Annotated in this window: 19 protein-coding genes; 14 read left to right on the top strand and 5 right to left on the bottom strand. The window is 43.3% G+C overall.

What is annotated here, in order from left to right; genetic code table 11:
- The first annotated feature begins 34 nt into the window (after positions 1–34).
- Both modB and modC read left to right on the top strand, forming a co-directional pair.
- Entirely contained in the window at positions 35–697 is a 663-nt protein-coding gene (modB, locus tag RJD38_RS19670) for a molybdate ABC transporter permease subunit (protein ID WP_050798518.1), read from the top strand.
- A complete protein-coding gene (modC, locus tag RJD38_RS19665) occupies positions 694–1806 on the top strand; it encodes a molybdenum ABC transporter ATP-binding protein ModC (RefSeq protein ID WP_065546265.1) in 1113 nt (370 codons plus the stop codon). The genes modB and modC overlap by 4 nt, the downstream gene beginning before the upstream one ends.
- 105 nt (positions 1807–1911) lie before the next feature.
- Here the strand turns inward: modC and RJD38_RS19660 are convergent, their stop codons facing one another.
- Positions 1912–2349, bottom strand: a complete 438-nt coding sequence (locus RJD38_RS19660; protein ID WP_005598313.1) for a DUF3069 domain-containing protein — start codon at positions 2347–2349, stop codon at positions 1912–1914.
- A 163-nt stretch (positions 2350–2512) separates the two neighbouring features.
- Between RJD38_RS19660 and RJD38_RS19655 the strand changes: the two genes are divergently transcribed.
- Both RJD38_RS19655 and RJD38_RS19650 read left to right on the top strand, forming a co-directional pair.
- Positions 2513–3469 carry a diguanylate cyclase gene (locus RJD38_RS19655; RefSeq protein WP_065546264.1) on the top strand — a complete coding sequence of 319 codons (957 nt, stop codon included), beginning with the start codon at positions 2513–2515 and terminating at the stop codon, positions 3467–3469.
- A 39-nt stretch (positions 3470–3508) separates the two neighbouring features.
- Positions 3509–4489 carry a Solitary outer membrane autotransporter beta-barrel domain gene (locus tag RJD38_RS19650; RefSeq protein ID WP_065546263.1) on the top strand — a complete coding sequence of 327 codons (981 nt, stop codon included), beginning with the start codon at positions 3509–3511 and terminating at the stop codon, positions 4487–4489.
- A 48-nt stretch (positions 4490–4537) separates the two neighbouring features.
- On the opposite strand, the gene RJD38_RS19645 is transcribed toward RJD38_RS19650, so the two are convergent.
- Complete coding sequence (locus RJD38_RS19645; protein ID WP_065546262.1) at positions 4538–5773, bottom strand: GGDEF domain-containing protein; 1236 nt, start codon at positions 5771–5773, stop codon at positions 4538–4540.
- A 257-nt stretch (positions 5774–6030) separates the two neighbouring features.
- Here RJD38_RS19645 and RJD38_RS19640 point away from each other — a divergent pair, with 257 nt between their 5' ends.
- The 10 genes from RJD38_RS19640 to RJD38_RS19595 all read left to right on the top strand — a co-directional run bounded on the left by RJD38_RS19640 (position 6031) and on the right by RJD38_RS19595 (position 15592).
- A complete protein-coding gene (locus RJD38_RS19640; protein WP_040758007.1) occupies positions 6031–6402 on the top strand; it encodes a late competence development ComFB family protein in 372 nt (123 codons plus the stop codon).
- Positions 6403–6493: 91 nt separating this feature from the next.
- Positions 6494–6772, top strand: a complete 279-nt coding sequence (locus RJD38_RS19635; RefSeq protein WP_005598308.1) for an HlyU family transcriptional regulator — start codon at positions 6494–6496, stop codon at positions 6770–6772.
- 293 nt (positions 6773–7065) lie between these two features.
- A complete protein-coding gene (locus RJD38_RS19630; protein ID WP_065546261.1) occupies positions 7066–8619 on the top strand; it encodes a Re/Si-specific NAD(P)(+) transhydrogenase subunit alpha in 1554 nt (517 codons plus the stop codon).
- Positions 8620–8634: 15 nt separating this feature from the next.
- Positions 8635–10017 (top strand): Re/Si-specific NAD(P)(+) transhydrogenase subunit beta, encoded by a 1383-nt coding sequence (gene pntB / locus RJD38_RS19625; RefSeq protein ID WP_009384327.1) that lies wholly within the window; start codon positions 8635–8637, stop codon positions 10015–10017.
- 319 nt (positions 10018–10336) lie between these two features.
- The gene (gene vxrA, locus RJD38_RS19620; RefSeq protein WP_065546260.1) at positions 10337–11761 is read left to right on the top strand and encodes a sensor histidine kinase VxrA; all 1425 of its coding nucleotides are present in this window, start codon (positions 10337–10339) and stop codon (positions 11759–11761) included.
- Entirely contained in the window at positions 11736–12395 is a 660-nt protein-coding gene (vxrB, locus tag RJD38_RS19615) for a response regulator transcription factor VxrB (RefSeq protein ID WP_065546259.1), read from the top strand. Before vxrA ends, vxrB begins: the two co-directional genes overlap by 26 nt.
- Positions 12392–13270 carry a DUF2861 family protein gene (locus RJD38_RS19610; protein ID WP_065546258.1) on the top strand — a complete coding sequence of 293 codons (879 nt, stop codon included), beginning with the start codon at positions 12392–12394 and terminating at the stop codon, positions 13268–13270. Before vxrB ends, RJD38_RS19610 begins: the two co-directional genes overlap by 4 nt.
- Before the next feature lie 59 nt (positions 13271–13329).
- Positions 13330–14463, top strand: coding sequence for a conjugal transfer protein TraF (locus RJD38_RS19605; RefSeq protein ID WP_065546257.1), 1134 nt, complete (start codon positions 13330–13332; stop codon positions 14461–14463).
- A gap of 53 nt (positions 14464–14516) precedes the next feature.
- Positions 14517–14675: a YoaH family protein gene (locus RJD38_RS19600; protein WP_005599740.1), complete on the top strand. Its 159-nt coding sequence runs from the start codon at positions 14517–14519 to the stop codon at positions 14673–14675.
- 563 nt (positions 14676–15238) lie between these two features.
- On the top strand, positions 15239–15592 hold the full coding sequence (locus tag RJD38_RS19595; RefSeq protein ID WP_065546256.1) for a hypothetical protein: 354 nt from the start codon (positions 15239–15241) through the stop codon (positions 15590–15592).
- Between the two features lie 52 nt (positions 15593–15644).
- On the opposite strand, the gene RJD38_RS19590 is transcribed toward RJD38_RS19595, so the two are convergent.
- The 3 genes from RJD38_RS19590 to RJD38_RS19575 all read right to left on the bottom strand — a co-directional run bounded on the left by RJD38_RS19590 (position 15645) and on the right by RJD38_RS19575 (position 17343).
- On the bottom strand, positions 15645–16205 hold the full coding sequence (locus RJD38_RS19590) for a DUF2726 domain-containing protein (RefSeq protein ID WP_065546255.1): 561 nt from the start codon (positions 16203–16205) through the stop codon (positions 15645–15647).
- Positions 16206–16654: 449 nt separating this feature from the next.
- Positions 16655–16966 carry a stress response translation initiation inhibitor YciH gene (gene yciH, locus RJD38_RS19580; protein WP_005595571.1) on the bottom strand — a complete coding sequence of 104 codons (312 nt, stop codon included), beginning with the start codon at positions 16964–16966 and terminating at the stop codon, positions 16655–16657.
- Positions 16967–16968: 2 nt separating this feature from the next.
- Positions 16969–17343 (bottom strand): DUF3319 domain-containing protein, encoded by a 375-nt coding sequence (locus RJD38_RS19575; RefSeq protein WP_065431740.1) that lies wholly within the window; start codon positions 17341–17343, stop codon positions 16969–16971.
- Positions 17344–17355: the final 12 nt, after the last annotated feature.

Below are 17355 nucleotides of genomic sequence, written 5' to 3'. Positions count from 1 at the left end.
GGTCTTGTTATCTGAGTATGAATACCAAGCGGTAATGCTAAGCCTTAAAGTGTCGTTTTATGCCATCTTGTGGCTGATCCCGCTTGGCATCGGGATTGCTTGGTTATTAGCTCGAAAACAGTTTGTTGGTAAGAGCCTCGTCGATAGTATTGTCCACCTACCTTTGGTGTTACCGCCAGTCGTGGTTGGCTACCTATTATTGATCATGATGGGGCGGCAAGGCGCAGTCGGCGGTTGGCTCTATCAAACGTTTGGGCTTTCATTTGCTTTTAACTGGAAAGGGGCGGCATTAGCCTGTGTGGTCGTTGCGCTACCACTCATGGTGCGTTCAGTTCGACTCAGTTTAGAGAACGTCGATACAAAACTGGAGCAAGCGGCATCCACGTTGGGCGCTTCACCATTGAGGATATTCTTCACCATCACTTTGCCATTGACCATACCTGGTATCATCACCGGTGTGATGTTGTCGTTTGCTCGCAGCCTTGGTGAATTTGGAGCGACGATCAGTTTTGTTTCCAATATTCCAGGTGAGACTCAAACCATTCCATTAGCAATGTACACCTTCATTGAAACGCCTGGAGCTGAGAATGAAGCGATGCGTTTATGCATTATTTCCATTGTAATTGCACTGGCCTCTTTGCTGGCATCAGAATGGCTAACACGCCGTTGTACAAAACGTTTGGGAACTAAGCTATGAGTAAATTGGCCATCGCCTTTGAACAAACGTTAGGCAATAGCAACTTTGATATCAATGTGGAGCTACCAGCAAAAGGGATCACGGCGATTTTTGGTCGCTCAGGTGCGGGGAAAACATCGTTGATCAATGTGGTTGCGGGATTAACTCAGCCAAGTTCAGGACATATCGAAATCAATGGTCGCGTGCTCTACAGCTCAAGTAAAGCCATTAACCTGCCGATACGAGCGCGTCGCGTAGGTTACGTGTTTCAAGAATCACGCCTGTTTCCTCATTATCGAGTTAACGGCAATCTTCTCTACGGCGTTAAGCAACCTGATCATGAGTATTTCAACCAAGTCGTCGACCTGCTAGAACTGCGCGCATTGCTGTTACGCTTTCCGATTGAACTTTCTGGTGGTGAAAAGCAACGTGTAGCGATTGGCCGGGCGTTGTTGTCTAAACCGGACATCCTGTTGATGGATGAACCGTTAGCGTCGCTAGACTTACCACGCAAACGTGAAGTCTTACCCTTTTTGGAACATTTGGCAGACAACGTTAATGTGCCTATTTTGTATGTCACTCATAGCCTAAATGAAATATTACGCTTAGCCGATCATATTGTCGTGATTGATAAAGGTCGAGTCGTGAATTCGGGTTCAATTGAGAGTGTCTGGTCATCGAATGCGATGCGACCATGGCAATCGTTTACCGAGCAAAGCTCGTTGTTTGAAGCGCTGTTGGTCGAGCAGATTGAAGACTACGCGTTATCAGGACTCGAGTTAGCGGACGGTGTGATGCTGTGGGTGCAAAAAGTGGATGCAAAGATTAATAGCCGAGTTCGTCTGCAGGTTAGGGCGAACGATGTTTCGATCAATTTAGAAAAGCCTGAACGCAGTTCGATTCGAAATGTTTTACACGCTGAAATTGTCGAGATAGAAACACACAGTCACGGCAACACAAGGCAAAGCGTCTCGGTGAAACTGAAATTAGCGGAGAGTTGCTTTATGTGGGCCACCATTACCGCTTGGGCAAGAGATGATCTTCAGTTAGTGATTGGTATGAAAGTCTATGCGCAAATCAAAGGGGTGAGTGTGACTCAACGCGATATCGCCTTGTCACATGAACATTAATCCCGCTTATTGTTGCCATACCAGAGGGATGATATGCCGCGATAAAGAAACACAGGTATAAAAAACGCCGCATTATGCGGCGTTTTTGATCTCTAAACGTAGAAATTACTTCGCGTATACGTCAGTAAAGTCACGTTTTAGAATTGGGTCACGACGAGCTTTCTTAAGCTGTTTAACCATATCTTTTACACAGTTGTGTAGAACTTGATCAAGTAGAGAAGCGCGGTAATCGTCTTTCTCGGCATCAGTCATGTCTTTTGGTAGGTTAAGAGTTGGGAACTCTTCCATTACATTTAGACCAGCGAATGCTTGGCTAACAGATACTAGTGCGTGAAATTGCTCAAAGTTATCTAGAATGTTTTGCGCACTTTTTGGTAATTCGTCCCAAGAGCCACGAACTGCTTCTTCAGAAACTTCATGAATAGATACGACCATTTCGTACATTGCTTCTGGAACACCATCAAATTCGATTACTTGACGAAGTTCTGCAGAAACGGTTGAAAGATCGACGATTTTTTTCTCATTCGGAGTTACGTCAGACATAGCGTTTTCTCTTTTAATTGTATATTCCGCGCTATGCTAGTTTTTCTGTAAAAAATGTCAACCTCAGTGGATGAATACAAGGTCCTAATGTATGCTTATTAAGCAACTGATTTAACAGATCGTTTCATAATAGGAATAGTGTGTGGAAAAAACAGGGTCTACTATGAAAATACTGCTCGTAGATGATGTACAGATGGAGCGCATGCAATTAGCCGTAAGGCTTAAACAGCTTGGTCATATCGTCGAGATGGCCAGTTCAGGTTCGATGGCTTTAGAGTTATATCCACAATTTTCACCCGATCTTGTTTTACTCGATATCACCATGCCGGATATGAATGGTTTTGAAGTCTCGGCAAAAATCCGTGAACAATATCCTGAATGGATCCCGATTATCTTTTTGAGCGGCCATGATGCACCGCAAATGATCGCCGATGCTATCGAAGCTGGCGGTGATGATTATTTGATTAAGCCCGTAGATAGATTGGTACTCAAAGCCAAGCTCATCGCGATGCAACGTATTGCTTTTATGCGACGCCAATTAAATCAAAAATCGGCCGACCTTGCCAAAGCGAATCAAGAGCTAGAAAAATTGGCCAGTGAAGATGGCCTAACGAAGGTACGTAACCGTCGCGACGTTGACCAAAAACTCAAAGAAATGATTTCAGTACACGGGCGTCATGCTGTCTCTTTAACCGTAATATTATTAGATGTAGACTTTTTTAAACTCTACAACGACAATTACGGCCATATCGAAGGTGACAAATGTTTGGTTCAACTAGCGGCAGCGTTAAACAGTCTCTTCGTCAGGAATGGCGAAGTCGTTGGGCGTTATGGTGGTGAAGAGTTTGTTGTATTACTAGGCCATAGTGATGTCTACCAAGCTGAAATCCATGCACAACGGATTAAAGACTGTATTGCTGAGCTAAATGTGAGGCATGATTTCAGCAAAGTTGCTGATTTCGTTACGGTGTCACAAGGGGTCGTCAGCATACAACCCACTGGACGCGAAAGTATCGAGCAGCTTTATCACATGGCAGATTGCGCGTTGTATCAAGCGAAACATAATGGCCGTGACCACTACGTCGTGTATGACCCGTCGATGGAATATCAAGAGTCATAGTCAAACGACGTAATATAAGCTGATTTATCTAAAGTAAGCATGAAAAAAACAACCCTGATCGCAAGTGCATTGATATGTGCTGCGCCGAGCGTGTCTGCACGTGAAGGCCACAGCGAAGTAAAATCATATTTAGAGCAGGCATTTTCTGCCGCGATCGTAATGACGGATAGTGACGTATTGACGCTGGGTGTCCACGATTTTGATCCTAACGAATGGCTCAATATTGATAATGAAAACCTTGGCTCTGCTGACTCAATTGATTTGCGTCAGCGTTTTGCGGTGTCCGCAATGCCATTCACTATCGATTTAAGTGATGAAGAGGCGGTAAATAAGTCGCAACTATTTTTCCGTCTATCGGCATTAGTGTCTCGCCAGGACGTCGTGATTCGTGGTGTTGAAGAAGACGATAAACAGAGGGAAATGGTACTAGGTGCATTTTCAGCTTATCGCTACCAGTACCACATCGACAGTGAGTGGCAAGTCACGCCGGGTTTAGGTGTGCATTTGCAGTATTTTCGCAATGAACACAATTACAATTCCGCTGAGTCTAACCAATACGTTAAGCCAGCACTTGATGGCGTGGTATTTAATACCTCGGCATGGGCAGCAACGTTAGAGCCGCATGTGGAACTGAAATATAACCGAGAGCGCGATTGGGGCAGTTGGAATGCCACCAGTTCGGTTCACTATTTTTATGGCCAAGGTTGGGGTGAGGCAAACTATGGCGATGTCGGCAATCCACATGGTTGGTATATTGCCAACGGCTTGGAAGCATTTTACAACATGACCAAATGGGGCCGAAGCGTACAATCTATTTATTCGAGCATTAAGCGCATAGATCTCGGTGGTGATACTGAAGAACCGATGGGCACTAACTACTATTATGAGACATCGGTGGGCTGGCTGATGACACCGCCATTCAAATCAAGTTGGATTGATAACATTGGTATCGGCTTTAACTTAAATTACGGTAGTCGTTTAAAGGGCGGCAGTATCGTATTGTTTTTCAATCAAGACTAACTTGAACGTCGCATAAAAACCGTGCCGCTCAGTTTTCTGATTGGCTGTTTATGCGGCTTTAACACAGTTTCGGCCGCCTTTCTTGGCTTTGTAAAGCGCTTGGTCGGCTGATTTAAGCACCTTCTTTGTGTCTCGGTGTTCTGTACTGTCGGCGACGCCAATGCTAATAGTTAGAGATACGGTATCTTTTTCTTTTTTACCACCGCGTTTTTTATGACCTTCTTTGTTATCTTTAGGACGGGTCGGGCGGTTCCTCAAGACCAATTCATACTCTTCAATGCTGATGCGTAGCGATTCCAAATAATCCCACGCATCATCCACCATCTTTCCTTTGAATAGAACCGTAAACTCTTCGCCGCCGTAGCGATAAACACGGGCGTTTCCGCCCACTTCACCAAGTTTGGTTGCCACTAACTTCAATACATCATCACCAGTATCATGACCATAAGTATCATTGAAGGATTTAAAGTGATCGATATCGAGCATCGCAATAGAGAATTTACGGCCTAAATGCTTCATATCCGACTCTAGTGCTAAGCGACCAGGAATACCGGTTAAGCGATCATTAAACGCAAGTTCATAGCTGGCTGAGATGAGGTAGACCAACAGTAAAATGCCCGATATGACATACATGGCACTGGAAACGAACGAGATATGGAAAAAGATAAACGTTACGGACGTGAGCAAGATAGCGGAATAGATAGCCGCGTCAATTATACGGTTTTGTCTCAGTACGATAATGGCACTCGAAAGAGAGATGGCGACTAGGTATAAAACCAAGACAAACGGTAGGCGAGAGATTTCAGGAATGACAAACAAGAATGTTTCACTGATATCGCTAAATCCGCCGGCATAAAAATGACTCAGAATAAGCTCACACCAGAGTAGGAATAAGCCTAAAACACCAAGGTAAATCAAAAAACCACGGCTTCTTACACTAGTGTCTTTGAACAGATAGATCATCATACAGGCGATAGGTTGCAATAACGCCAATAAGGAAATCTCTAAAAGCGTGGTACCTGTCGATAAAGGGCTTTGTAAACGAGTTTGGATAATCCAATAGGAAACCAACAATGCCGTCGCCACCATAGCACAACGACTTTGTTTGAATGCGTGACTTAAGGCAATTGTCGCGATAAATAGAATGTATGGGAGATTTGTGCTGACCGTCTCGTTAGCTTGGATTAAAGCAGAAACATTATTCATGCCAACGGCAATCATTAGTAACAGCAACAGCGGAAACGCAAATCGGAACCAATTTGACGTGACCAAAGAAAACGACATGTACTAGGCCTTTATCATGAAAGATGCAATGTTAACAACAATCAACAAGGATAACGTTATCTGATGATATTCCAAGTATTTTGGCTAATTAATCAGTGAAAAATGCGTAAGAGCGTAAACAATTGCGAAGATTCGCGCACAAATTGATGAGCTAAGCTAAAGTTTGAGTAACTAGGTTATTGCTATTAATTTGGTTTTAAAGCATTTTTATATGATACAGATGTAAATTAAGCAGTTTGTTTACGGGGGCAATGTGTATGCAGATCAGTGTAGATGTACACAATTACATGGAAACGTTGGTAGGGCAAGTTTTAGCCCAACCAGAGTACACCGAACATTTTGATAACGACCAGTTAGCCGATTTAGCGTGTTTGTCATTAAATCAATTACGGCCAGTATATATACGTCACGACATCGATTTTCTCGCCACCTTATCTGAAGATCGTCTGGTCATCCTTAAGAACTATGCTCATGTTGCTGTCGAAGCTGCGAAAACGATGATTGTTGATGACAGACGTAAGTTACGCCAAGATGATCTTCCGGTTATTTCGAGCCAGTATCGTTTTGATGAAGACGCTGAACTCGAATGGTTTGAGAAACCATTGTTACCGACAAAATCGCGCAATTAAGGTGTATTTACCACTCGTTCCATACCAAATTGCTATCGTGTGCAATGTGCCGTTAAACTAAGAGTAATAAGTAGATAATCAAGGAGTCAAAGTGGGGTTATTTTCTCGCTTATTCGGTAAAAAAACAGCAAAGGCAGAGCCTGTAGTTGAACCGATAGAATACAAAGGCTTTTTCATCTATCAGCAAGCAATCGCTGAAGGTGGGCAGTTTCGCATTGCAGGTAAAATCGAGAAAGAGATCGATGGTGAATTAAAGACGCATCGTTTTATTCGTTCCGATGTTTTGTCTAGCCGAGCGGATGCCGATGAATTCATGTTGAAAAAAGCGCAAATGTTTATTGATCAAATGGGTACTAATATTTTCGATTAGATCTCCCCGTACTTGATAGATGTCATACCTTGAAGAACCATTAGCCGCTATGCTGATGGTTCTTTTTTTGTGTCACAAAAGTAAGTAACTGTTTTTTTGTCCATTTTTGCGACCTGGTTTGACCTCTGTTCAGGTTGAATGGTGTTGTTTCATTACACGCAAAATTGCAAAATAGGCCATCACTTTCGGTTATATGTAATGAAATTTTGTTTTTTTATTACAAAAAGCTTGAATTTCATACATCCGTTAGATAAAAACAGAATAATCATTGTGCCAATAGTCAAGGAATAGCTATGCAAATTGGTGTGCCAAAAGAAATACTCGCTGGCGAAACGCGAGTTGCTGCATCGCCGAAATCGGTTGAGCAGCTAATAAAACTGGGATTCGACGTGGTTGTTGAATCGCAAGCAGGGGCGTTAGCAAGTTTTGATAACGTCGCTTTTGAAACAGCGGGAGCTAAAGTCGTTTCTACAGAAGAAGCTTGGTCGTCAGACATCATCTTCAAAGTAAACGCTCCTATCGCTGATGCTGACAACGGTGTCGATGAATTCGCGCTTCTTCAAGAAGGTTCAACCTTAGTCAGTTTCATTTGGCCGGCACAAAATGCTGAGCTTATGGAAAAGCTTTCAAGTAAAAACATCAATGTGATGGCGATGGATGCCGTTCCTCGTATTTCGCGTGCTCAAGCACTCGACGCATTATCTTCTATGGCAAACATTGCAGGCTACCGTGCGGTTGTTGAAGCGGCGCATGAGTTCGGCCGTTTCTTTACCGGTCAGATTACCGCCGCGGGTAAAGTGCCACCAGCGAAAGTATTGGTTGCTGGTGCAGGTGTTGCAGGTCTTGCGGCTATCGGCGCAGCAGGCAGCCTTGGTGCAATCGTTCGTGCATTCGATGTTCGTCCGGAAGTAAAAGAACAAGTGCAATCAATGGGCGCTGAATTCTTGGAAGTCGATTTTCAAGAAAACTCAGGTTCAGGTGATGGTTACGCCAAAGAAATGTCAGATGACTTCAACAAAAAAGCAGCAGAGCTTTACGCCGAGCAAGCAAAAGATGTTGATATTATCGTCACGACCGCACTTATCCCAGGCCGCCCAGCGCCAAAGCTAATCACTAAAGAAATGGTCGATAACATGAAAGCGGGCAGTGTGATCGTTGACCTTGCTGCGGCAAACGGCGGTAACTGTGAATACACGGTCGCGGATCAGGTGATCACCACGGCGAATGGTGTAAAAGTGGTCGGTTATACCGATATGGTTGGCCGTTTACCTACGCAATCTTCTCAGTTGTATTCAACCAACCTTGTTAACCTAATGAAGCTGCTTTGCAAAGAGAAAGACGGCAACATTGACATCGATTTTGACGATGTCGTTCTACGTGGTGTGACGGTTGTTAAAGAAGGTGAAGTGACGTGGCCAGCGCCACCTATTCAAGTCTCTGCACAACCTGAGCAAAAACCAAAAGCGGCTGCTGCACCACAGAAGAAAGTGGACGAACCGGTCTCTCCAGTTAAAAAAGTGATTGGTTTAGGTGTTGCTTTAGCGGCATTTGGATGGATTGCCTCGGTTGCGCCAGCGGCGTTCCTTGCACACTTCACTGTATTCGTATTGGCATGTGTAGTGGGTTACTACGTTGTATGGAACGTTAGCCACTCGCTACATACTCCATTGATGTCAGTAACAAACGCAATCTCAGGCATTATTGTTGTGGGTGCGCTACTACAAATCGGTCAAGGCAATGGTGTGGTGACATTCTTGTCATTCATTGCGGTACTGATTGCCAGTATCAACATCTTTGGCGGATTTACCGTTACCAAGCGCATGCTTGAAATGTTCCGTAAGAACTAATAGGAGTTACAAGGAATGTCTGCAGGACTAGTACAAGCAGCTTACATTGTTGCTGCCTTATTCTTTATCATGAGCCTTGCGGGGCTATCAAAGCAAGAATCAGCTCGCGCCGGTAACTACTACGGTATTGCTGGTATGACGATCGCTTTGATCGCAACGATCTTTAACCCAGAAGCAAATGGCACAGTATGGGTGATCATTGCAATGGCAGTGGGTGGTAGCATCGGTATTTTCTACGCTAAAAAAGTAGAGATGACTGAAATGCCAGAATTGGTTGCGATCCTACATAGCTTTGTTGGTATGGCGGCCGTTCTAGTAGGTTACAACAGCTACTTAGAGCCACCAACAAGTTTGGTTGCAACGCATGCTGAGCACGTTATCCATCTTGTGGAAGTGTTCTTGGGCGTATTTATCGGTGCAGTGACGTTTACAGGTTCAATTGTTGCGTTTGGTAAACTGCGTGGTGTGATTTCATCCTCAGCACTAAACCTACCGCACAAGCACAAAATGAACTTGGCAGCGATCGTCGTTTCAACATTGTTGATGATCTACTTCGTTAAAGCGGATGGCAGCATGTTTGCGCTGATCGTCATGACGTTAATCGCATTCGTATTTGGTTACCACCTTGTGGCTTCCATCGGCGGAGCCGATATGCCAGTTGTGGTATCAATGCTGAACTCTTACTCAGGTTGGGCAGCGGCAGCGGCAGGTTTCATGCTAGCGAACGATCTTCTGATCGTAACAGGTGCATTGGTCGGTTCGTCAGGTGCGATCCTTTCTTACATCATGTGTAAAGCAATGAACCGTTCATTCATCAGTGTTATCGCTGGTGGCTTCGGTCAAGAAGTCGTTATCTCAAGTGATGAAGAATATGGTGAGCACCGTGAAACCAACGCGGAAGATGTGGCTGATATGCTGAAAAATGCAAAATCAGTGATCATCACTCCGGGGTACGGTATGGCAGTTGCGCAAGCTCAATACCCAGTTCATGAAATTACAGAGAAACTTCGCGCCCAAGGTGTTGAAGTGCGCTTTGGTATTCACCCTGTAGCGGGTCGTCTACCTGGCCACATGAACGTGTTACTTGCAGAAGCGAAAGTACCATACGACATTGTATTAGAGATGGATGAAATCAATGACGACTTCCCACAAACGGATGTTGTTTTGGTTATTGGTGCTAACGACACGGTTAACCCAGCTGCGTTAGAAGATCCAAACAGCCCAATCGCAGGCATGCCAGTATTAGAAGTTTGGAATGCGAAAGACGTTATCGTATTCAAGCGTTCAATGAATACTGGTTACGCTGGTGTACAAAACCCACTGTTCTTTAAAGAAAATACTCAAATGCTATTTGGGGATGCGAAAGAGAGTGTAGACGCGATTGCTAAAGCACTATAAGCTTTATGCCAATACTACGAAGGCCAGCAATTAGCTGGCCTTTTTCTTGGCTGAATTTTGTCGTATAACTGCTTTGTTGGTCAATACGTTAAGAGAGGAGGGTGGTTGATGTTGTTAATTATTACAAGATCGATCACTATGTCTGCTGATGTTGAAGAACCCTCCGTTATTCGTTGCCCGCAACCTGTTCATCTATTGCATAATTGACACGAATATTACATTTTCAATGTCAATTTTTGCCATAATCAGGCATTGTAGTGGTAAATAGTTGATTTAATAAGTTTTTGCTTTGAAACATACCATCATCAAATCGCTGTTAATGACATTGAGTGCGCTTTCTTGGAGTGCCAGTGCTGACTCTTTACCTGAACGTATTGATAAATTTGTTAATTTATTCAAAACATCAGAAGCATCGGTGTCCTACGACATTCGAGTTTTGCAGTCAGACTACCCAACTCGGCTGATTACTCCGCAGTCGATGCTACCGCAAACATCAAGTTATCCATTGCGCGATATTCAGCGACTTTATCAACTGTCGGTGACTTGTACTGGAAAATTGCCGCTAAGCCCTTTGGTCACGGAACCATTAGTCTTTACGCGTGCAATGTGTAAAAACAATGCATTAAGCCCAACATGGTTTGCGCGCAGCGGGCTTATTCATCCAGGCGGGGGAACGTACGCGAATCGTTACATTGTCACTCACCCTCAAGAGGTGGAAACGCTCGAGCAATATATGCACATCAAAGAGCGACCATTTGCGGCAGAAAAAACATTGCTCGGTCGTCTACAACGAATGAGTGAAGACACCATAATCGCGCTGATTTCCGGTGCCAGTATGTTTATCGAAGAAGATGATTTGTGGCTAAGGAAAAACGACAGCTACTATATTTATCCTGAATCGGTATGGAGCAAAAATGTCACACGAGCGGGGTTAAGTTTATCCAACGGAACTGCGTCCGCGACCTGTTTTGTCCAACGTGGTAACATCTGCTGGGATGTGGAAGATCATGCTGATATTTTAAGGATCAGCATGGTTGCGTTGGTAATAGCCAATATTTTACTGGTTATTGGTTGGTCGATATACCGCTGGAACACCAAGCGACGTGATATGCAAAGTCGTATGCTGGTATTGCAAATTCTTACCCATGAATTGCGTACACCAATCGCCAGTCTATCATTGACAGTGGAAGGCTTCCGACGTGAATTTGAACATCTTCCAGAATCCGTTTATGACGAGTTTCGTCGATTATGCGAAGATTCTCGAAGATTGCGCCAATTAGCAGAAGCAAGTAAAGATTATTTGCAGTCTGATAACAAACCACTGGCCTCAGAATGGGTACCATCTGTCGCCGAGTGGTTAGAATTTAAGATTGAAGAAGAGTTTAAAGCACCGATCGATTTTGCCATCGATCATGATGTGGCCGCCAAACTGAATGTTTACTGGTTAGGTACGTGCATCGACAATCTGATTCGAAACGCGGTTAAATATGGAGTTAAACCGATTAAGTTGGATGTAAAAACATCCAAAAATAAAATTACGTTCAGCGTGATAGACCAAGGGCTCTTAACACAGAAAGATTGGCGTCAGGTTCGTAAACCTTTCGTTAGTAAGAGTGGTCTAGGCTTGGGCTTAACTATCGTTGACTCTATGGTGGGGCGCATGGGAGGAAAGATGAATCTCATTGGTCCACCGACAACGTTTATATTGGAGATACCTTGTGAAACAGACACTGCTTCTCGTTGAAGACGACAAAAACCTTGCTGACGGCTTACTCGTCAGCTTAGAACAAGCCGGTTACGAGTGCTTCCATGCCGAAACAATTGCAGATGTCGAACAGTATTGGGCGAAATCCGATCTTGTGATTCTCGATCGTCAACTGCCGGATGGCGATTCTGTATCTCATTTGGGACAGTGGAAAGCGATCAAAGAAATCCCCGTGATTTTACTTACCGCGCTGGTGACAGTGAAAGACAAAGTTGCAGGCCTAGATTCCGGCGCAAATGACTATCTAACAAAACCGTTCGCAGAAGCTGAACTGTTCGCGCGTATTCGAGCTCAACTTCGCGCTCCAGATGGTCAAGAGCAGGATGATAACAAAGTTAAAACAGATAATTTATTGATTGATAAGAGTACCCGTGAGGTATTCTTCAACGATCTACAAGTCACTCTTACCCGGACTGAGTTTGATTTGCTGCTGTTTTTGGCGAGCAACCTTGGGCGTGTATTTACGCGTGATGAACTTCTTGATCACGTATGGGGCTACAACCATTTCCCGACAACACGAACTGTCGATACCCACGTATTGCAGTTACGTCAGAAGCTACCAGGTCTTGAGATCGAAACGCTTCGTGGTGTTGGTTACAAGATGAAAGCATGATACCAAAATCCATATTGATGATGGGAGCACTGATCAGTGCTCCTCTTTCTGCTGACGGTGTAACGTGGTTTGACAGCAATTCACCACTAACTCAAACACACAAACATCTCCTTAACGGTGATCTGAATGCCATGTTCTCATCGCTGGTTGAAGTGTGGCAGCTAGAAGACAACATTACGTTGAAACCTCATCTTAACGATTTACTGTTACAATCGTTAGAAGTGGATTGTGGTAAAAGCCTTGACGATAAAACCTTACCCGATTGGTTAAAAGGGATTGTTGTTAAGCGAACTGAAATTCAAAGCCCAGGGCGAGATGCATTTCGCGCTACCGTTGAGGTGCAAACTCAGCGAGAGATTACTGATATCAGTTTAATGCGCTGGGTCGACAAATCGATCTCTAGCGATAACACCCTTGATATTGTGCGAGAGAATAACGAATCAGGGATGGTGACGTACTCGAAACGTTACAACATCAACAACAAACTGCCGATGGGTTTATATCGAATTGATGTGGTGACCAAAGACAACGAATCTTGGAGTTCGTGGCTCGTTCTCGGTGATCCACAAGCTGATATGACGGTTCGTTGGTCATCAAAAGATCACTGGGAAGTGGAAAAACACGCGCTGCTTAATACCAATTGTCCATTACCGAAATTGAACACGGCCCTATACGATTATGTCGATGGAACGTATAACCAAGTTTGGAGTGGCAACTATGAATCTGACTATCCAACCTCGCTACCGATGGATCAAATTGAATCAGGGCGTTACGTATTAGCGGTTTCAATGATTCATCGACGTTGGCAAGGTAAGATAATGGTTGAACAAGCGCAAATTATCAGTAAAACGTATGATGTTTCTGTAGAGGAATAATTAAAGATAAGAGACAATGTGTCGATATAAGTCCAACGGTCACAACGAAAAATATCGATATGAAAACCGCATTTAAATTATTACCTCTTACCTTAGCTGTTGCAGCAAGCAGCAGTTACGCTGCGAACTATGCCGTTGAAGCACGCGGCGACGCAATGGGCGGTGTTGGCGTTGTTTCGGCTAACTTTCTAACGGCTCCTTTTTATAACCCGGCCTTAACTGCCATTTACCGTCGCAACGATGACGTGGGTATGATTACGCCAAGTATAGGTTTTAACTATACCGATACTGGCACTATCGTTGATGATTTAGAGTTTGCAGAAAACGTAATTAACACGGGCAATGCTGCAAATGCACAAAAAGCAATAGATCAATTACAAGGTGATAACCTCAAGGTAGATGTTGGAGGTGTAGCCGCGTTCGCTATCCCAAACCGTTTTATAGCAGCAAACGCTTTTGCCAAACTTTATACTGAATCATACGCAACTGCAGAAATTGCTACAGGTGGTGATGCTTACACAAGGCTACAAAACAGTACAGTCCGTGCCGTGAGTGTTGGCGTAGCCGAAGCGGGTATATCTTTAGCAAAATATCAAACCTTTATGGGCCAACATATCGCTTTTGGTGTGACACCAAAAATGCAACGCGTTTATACCTATGTATATGAGGCAAGCCTCCAAACTTATGATCTAGCAGATTTAAGGAAAAATGGACAAGGCGAAACCATGTTTAATATGGATGCTGGTTTTGTATGGTTTCATGGCCCTTTCAGAGCTGGTATCGCCGCAACTAACTTGATCTCACGTGATATTCAAACTCAAACGATCAGCTCAGTGCATGGTGGTACTCCAATTTCCTACGCCTATGAAATGTCACCGCAGTATACTGTTGGGGCGGGCATCGTTGCTGATTACTTTACACTAAGTGTTGATTACGATCTAAAGGAAGAAGAGCGCTATAAAACCTTTGATGACAATACTCAGATGATTCGCGTAGGTGGTGAGATTGATATTCTTCGCCAACTTAAACTGCGTGCCGGTTGGAAGAAAAACTTAGCTTATGATGATCTCGACGGAACGGTAACAGCAGGTATTGGCTTGTCACCATTGAATCTTTTCCAAATGGATATTGGTGCGAGTTACACGAATGAAAACTCAATGGGTGCGTACGTAAACTTCCTGACGAGTTACTAGTAATCGCCACGAAATCATAATATAGTCGGCTCCTAAAATTAGGAGCCTTTTTTATGTTTGATGATTTAAGCCTAAGCCACGAAGAACAGCAAAAAGCGGTGGAAGAAATTCAAAAGCTAATGACGCAGGGCATTAGCACCGCAGAAGCGATTAAGATGGTCGCAACGCAAATTCGCGAGAATGCGAAAAAAGATGCTGAAAACCAGCAGTAAAAGAATAGGGCAGGAGACTGCCTTTTTTTACGCCTGTCATTTAGACCCTAGTGCACTATAACGATAACCGCATCTCAATACTGCACACACCGCGCTAATTCAAGCTCCTCAACAAAAGTGACACAATTGGAAAGTAGTTAAATGTGGCGCTGTTATATTTGCAATATAATTAGCGCCAAATGCCATTAACACTTAATTTACAGTAACTTGCAGTAGTGCTTTATCCTGCGCGTATATTCCAAAGGTTGAAGCTGTAATAAAATTACAACTCATATCTATTGGTTAATTTTACTTTAGAAATGGCAGTGATATTCACTGATGCGTTATCTTGTCACATTATTATGCTGTCTAATGTTGAGGTAGGAGAATAGATACAGGAATTAGTGGTGACGCCGTAACTAATTTATGAGCAAAACTGTTCGTGGACTATCGATCTGAAAGGCGTAGTAGATTAGCGATGAGGCGAAATTTAACATGAGGTTTTAAACTAAGGTCACGTTACGTTGATTAGTATGGTATCGTTTTAACCTAGTGACGTACGTGGGCACTTTAGGAATGGTAATATGACAAAACCAGATATAGAACAATTACGCATTGCGATGAAGCTGCCAAGTTCGGCAAGTTTTTATGGCTGGCTTATCCATAATCCTAAATGTGGTGATTTCTTGCATTCATTCAAAGAAGGCCAACTAACAACGGAAACGTTTTGGGCCGCGACACCTGATAAAGGCTTTGAGTTTGAACAGTTCGAACACGCTCTAGAAACCTACCAATTACTGCAACTACAATCCAAAGCCATCATTGTTGCAGCCTTTAATCTTGGTGAGCAACTTATGATCGCCGATCCTGCTGACATCGGCGACGTAGCATATCGTTCATTAGATCAAACCCAAGTTAGTAAAAGAAGACTGCATTGAATATTCAACCTCGTTTATTGTAACTCCGCCGTAAGCCATTGCGGAGATCAGGTTATGATTGCTGCTCTAGTACTCGTCCAGATTTCGTAGTTTCTGCTGGAGTCATTCCATACAGTTCATTTTCTAATTCAAAATAGTCATAACATTTTTGAACCTTAAAGCGCTTAAATGTAATGCCAGCCGACGCAGTTGCAGCATCAACAAACACATCACGTTTCTTTCTGTCACTTCTTTCATGGCTAGAGTCGTCTAGCTCAATCACCATGTGAATATCTAATGTTTCAGGATCACACAGAACAAAGTCATAGTGCTTACAAGCGATTTGATTGAACGCTCTCCGCCAATTGCTTTTATCATATTCACCTTTCTTTGGGCTTAACACGTCAGCAATGCGTACTTTGGAAAAAATTAGGTGACGGTTTTTTACCGAGACGGCCAGCGCTCGATAAAAGGCCAGTTCAGATTTGGTGACTAGGGTATTTCTAGATTGGTATAGATAGTCGGTTGTTGTGGTGCTTTTGTTCGGTTTGCTATTCGTTATTCTTGAAAATCGTCCAATAACAACCAAAACGAAAACAACAACAACTGCGATTAGGATAACATTAAGATCCATTTAGCTTACCTTTGTGTGTTAGATACGAAAGCATATCAAGTATTTGCGTAAAAAGAAGAGCGAATGCTCAAACAAAATCAGCAATCAAGCCGGGAATTCAAGCTAGATATTTCTGTTTATCCATTTTACGTGTGGCACACACAAAAAATGATATTCTTGTGCAGGTCGTTTACGGGTTAGGATTATCAAGCATATCAATGGCTAGCGGCGCATTAGCATTAGTGTTTTACACCCCTAAAGAAGCCCTAGCTCAGTGCGCATTATGTATCTTATGTTAAATATAATCCTTCAACATAAAGCGCATCAATCTGTGCGCTCTATTCTTCTGTTGTTGTATCTAGGATTATTACGCTTGGTTTAACATAAGCGTGATTTACCATAAAATACTTAATAATCAGTTATTTAATCATAGATTATCTAACTGATTATTGCGTTACGTAAGCCGACGATTAGCCGCCGGCTAATTTAACGGTATGGCCTTTTTTCTCTAAGTGCGCTTTGATTTTCTCACGAGCGTCACCTTGAATCTCAATATCACCATCTTTAACCGCGCCACCGCAACCACAAACTTTCTTAAGTTCTGCGGCTAACAGTTTTAGCTGCACGTCATCCATATCTAAACCGGTGATAATGCTCACGCCTTTACCTTTGCGGCCTTTAGTTTGCTTTTGAATGCGTACGATGCCGTCGCCTTTGGGACGAACAACTTTTTCTTCTTCTGGTTTAATACGACCGGTTTCTGTTGAGTATACTAATGTCATGACTATTTCTTTTGTTGCTCAGCTTTCTTTTTAGCAATCAAGTAACCTTCAATGTGTTTTTGAATGGCTAACTTGCCGCCCTTAATTAGCTTTCCATTAAAAAAGCAGTACCAGGAATTCGGTTCACCGGTATCGCTCTTAATAATATAGCCAAAGAAGTTCTCTTGCACTGCCTTTCCTTGATTTTCACGCGTGGTGGCCAGTGAAGTAAACTCTTTTGGATCGATGATGGTTGCGGTATCACAGAACCAATCGATACTTTTTTTCAGTGCAACGGTACTGCCTTGTAAAATTGTATTTTTGATTCGAACTTGCCAAATATCAGTAGTTGAACCAACGGTCTTCATTTCGAAGCCTCGGTATGTCGCAACAGCCATGGTTTTAGTCTT

The organism is Vibrio scophthalmi (genome assembly GCF_040869025.1).
Lineage (GTDB): Bacteria > Pseudomonadota > Gammaproteobacteria > Enterobacterales > Vibrionaceae > Vibrio > Vibrio scophthalmi.
The sequence above is the reverse complement of the archived record's forward strand: the minus strand, read 5'-3'. Positions and strand labels throughout refer to the sequence as shown.

What these genes read in the sequence shown, in the direction of transcription:
- modB (WP_050798518.1), top strand. Translation starts at nt 35, where the DNA reads ATGCTAAGCCTTAAAGTGTCGTTTTATGCCATCTTGTGGCTGATCCCG.
- modC (WP_065546265.1), top strand. Translation starts at nt 694, where the DNA reads ATGAGTAAATTGGCCATCGCCTTTGAACAAACGTTAGGCAATAGCAAC.
- RJD38_RS19660 (WP_005598313.1), bottom strand. Translation starts at nt 2,349, where the DNA reads ATGTCTGACGTAACTCCGAATGAGAAAAAAATCGTCGATCTTTCAACC.
- RJD38_RS19655 (WP_065546264.1), top strand. Translation starts at nt 2,513, where the DNA reads ATGAAAATACTGCTCGTAGATGATGTACAGATGGAGCGCATGCAATTA.
- RJD38_RS19650 (WP_065546263.1), top strand. Translation starts at nt 3,509, where the DNA reads ATGAAAAAAACAACCCTGATCGCAAGTGCATTGATATGTGCTGCGCCG.
- RJD38_RS19645 (WP_065546262.1), bottom strand. Translation starts at nt 5,773, where the DNA reads ATGTCGTTTTCTTTGGTCACGTCAAATTGGTTCCGATTTGCGTTTCCG.
- RJD38_RS19640 (WP_040758007.1), top strand. Translation starts at nt 6,031, where the DNA reads ATGCAGATCAGTGTAGATGTACACAATTACATGGAAACGTTGGTAGGG.
- RJD38_RS19630 (WP_065546261.1), top strand. Translation starts at nt 7,066, where the DNA reads ATGCAAATTGGTGTGCCAAAAGAAATACTCGCTGGCGAAACGCGAGTT.
- pntB (WP_009384327.1), top strand. Translation starts at nt 8,635, where the DNA reads ATGTCTGCAGGACTAGTACAAGCAGCTTACATTGTTGCTGCCTTATTC.
- vxrA (WP_065546260.1), top strand. Translation starts at nt 10,337, where the DNA reads ATGACATTGAGTGCGCTTTCTTGGAGTGCCAGTGCTGACTCTTTACCT.
- RJD38_RS19610 (WP_065546258.1), top strand. Translation starts at nt 12,392, where the DNA reads ATGATACCAAAATCCATATTGATGATGGGAGCACTGATCAGTGCTCCT.
- RJD38_RS19605 (WP_065546257.1), top strand. Translation starts at nt 13,330, where the DNA reads ATGAAAACCGCATTTAAATTATTACCTCTTACCTTAGCTGTTGCAGCA.
- RJD38_RS19600 (WP_005599740.1), top strand. Translation starts at nt 14,517, where the DNA reads ATGTTTGATGATTTAAGCCTAAGCCACGAAGAACAGCAAAAAGCGGTG.
- RJD38_RS19595 (WP_065546256.1), top strand. Translation starts at nt 15,239, where the DNA reads ATGACAAAACCAGATATAGAACAATTACGCATTGCGATGAAGCTGCCA.
- RJD38_RS19590 (WP_065546255.1), bottom strand. Translation starts at nt 16,205, where the DNA reads ATGGATCTTAATGTTATCCTAATCGCAGTTGTTGTTGTTTTCGTTTTG.
- yciH (WP_005595571.1), bottom strand. Translation starts at nt 16,966, where the DNA reads ATGACATTAGTATACTCAACAGAAACCGGTCGTATTAAACCAGAAGAA.
- RJD38_RS19575 (WP_065431740.1), bottom strand. Translation starts at nt 17,343, where the DNA reads ATGGCTGTTGCGACATACCGAGGCTTCGAAATGAAGACCGTTGGTTCA.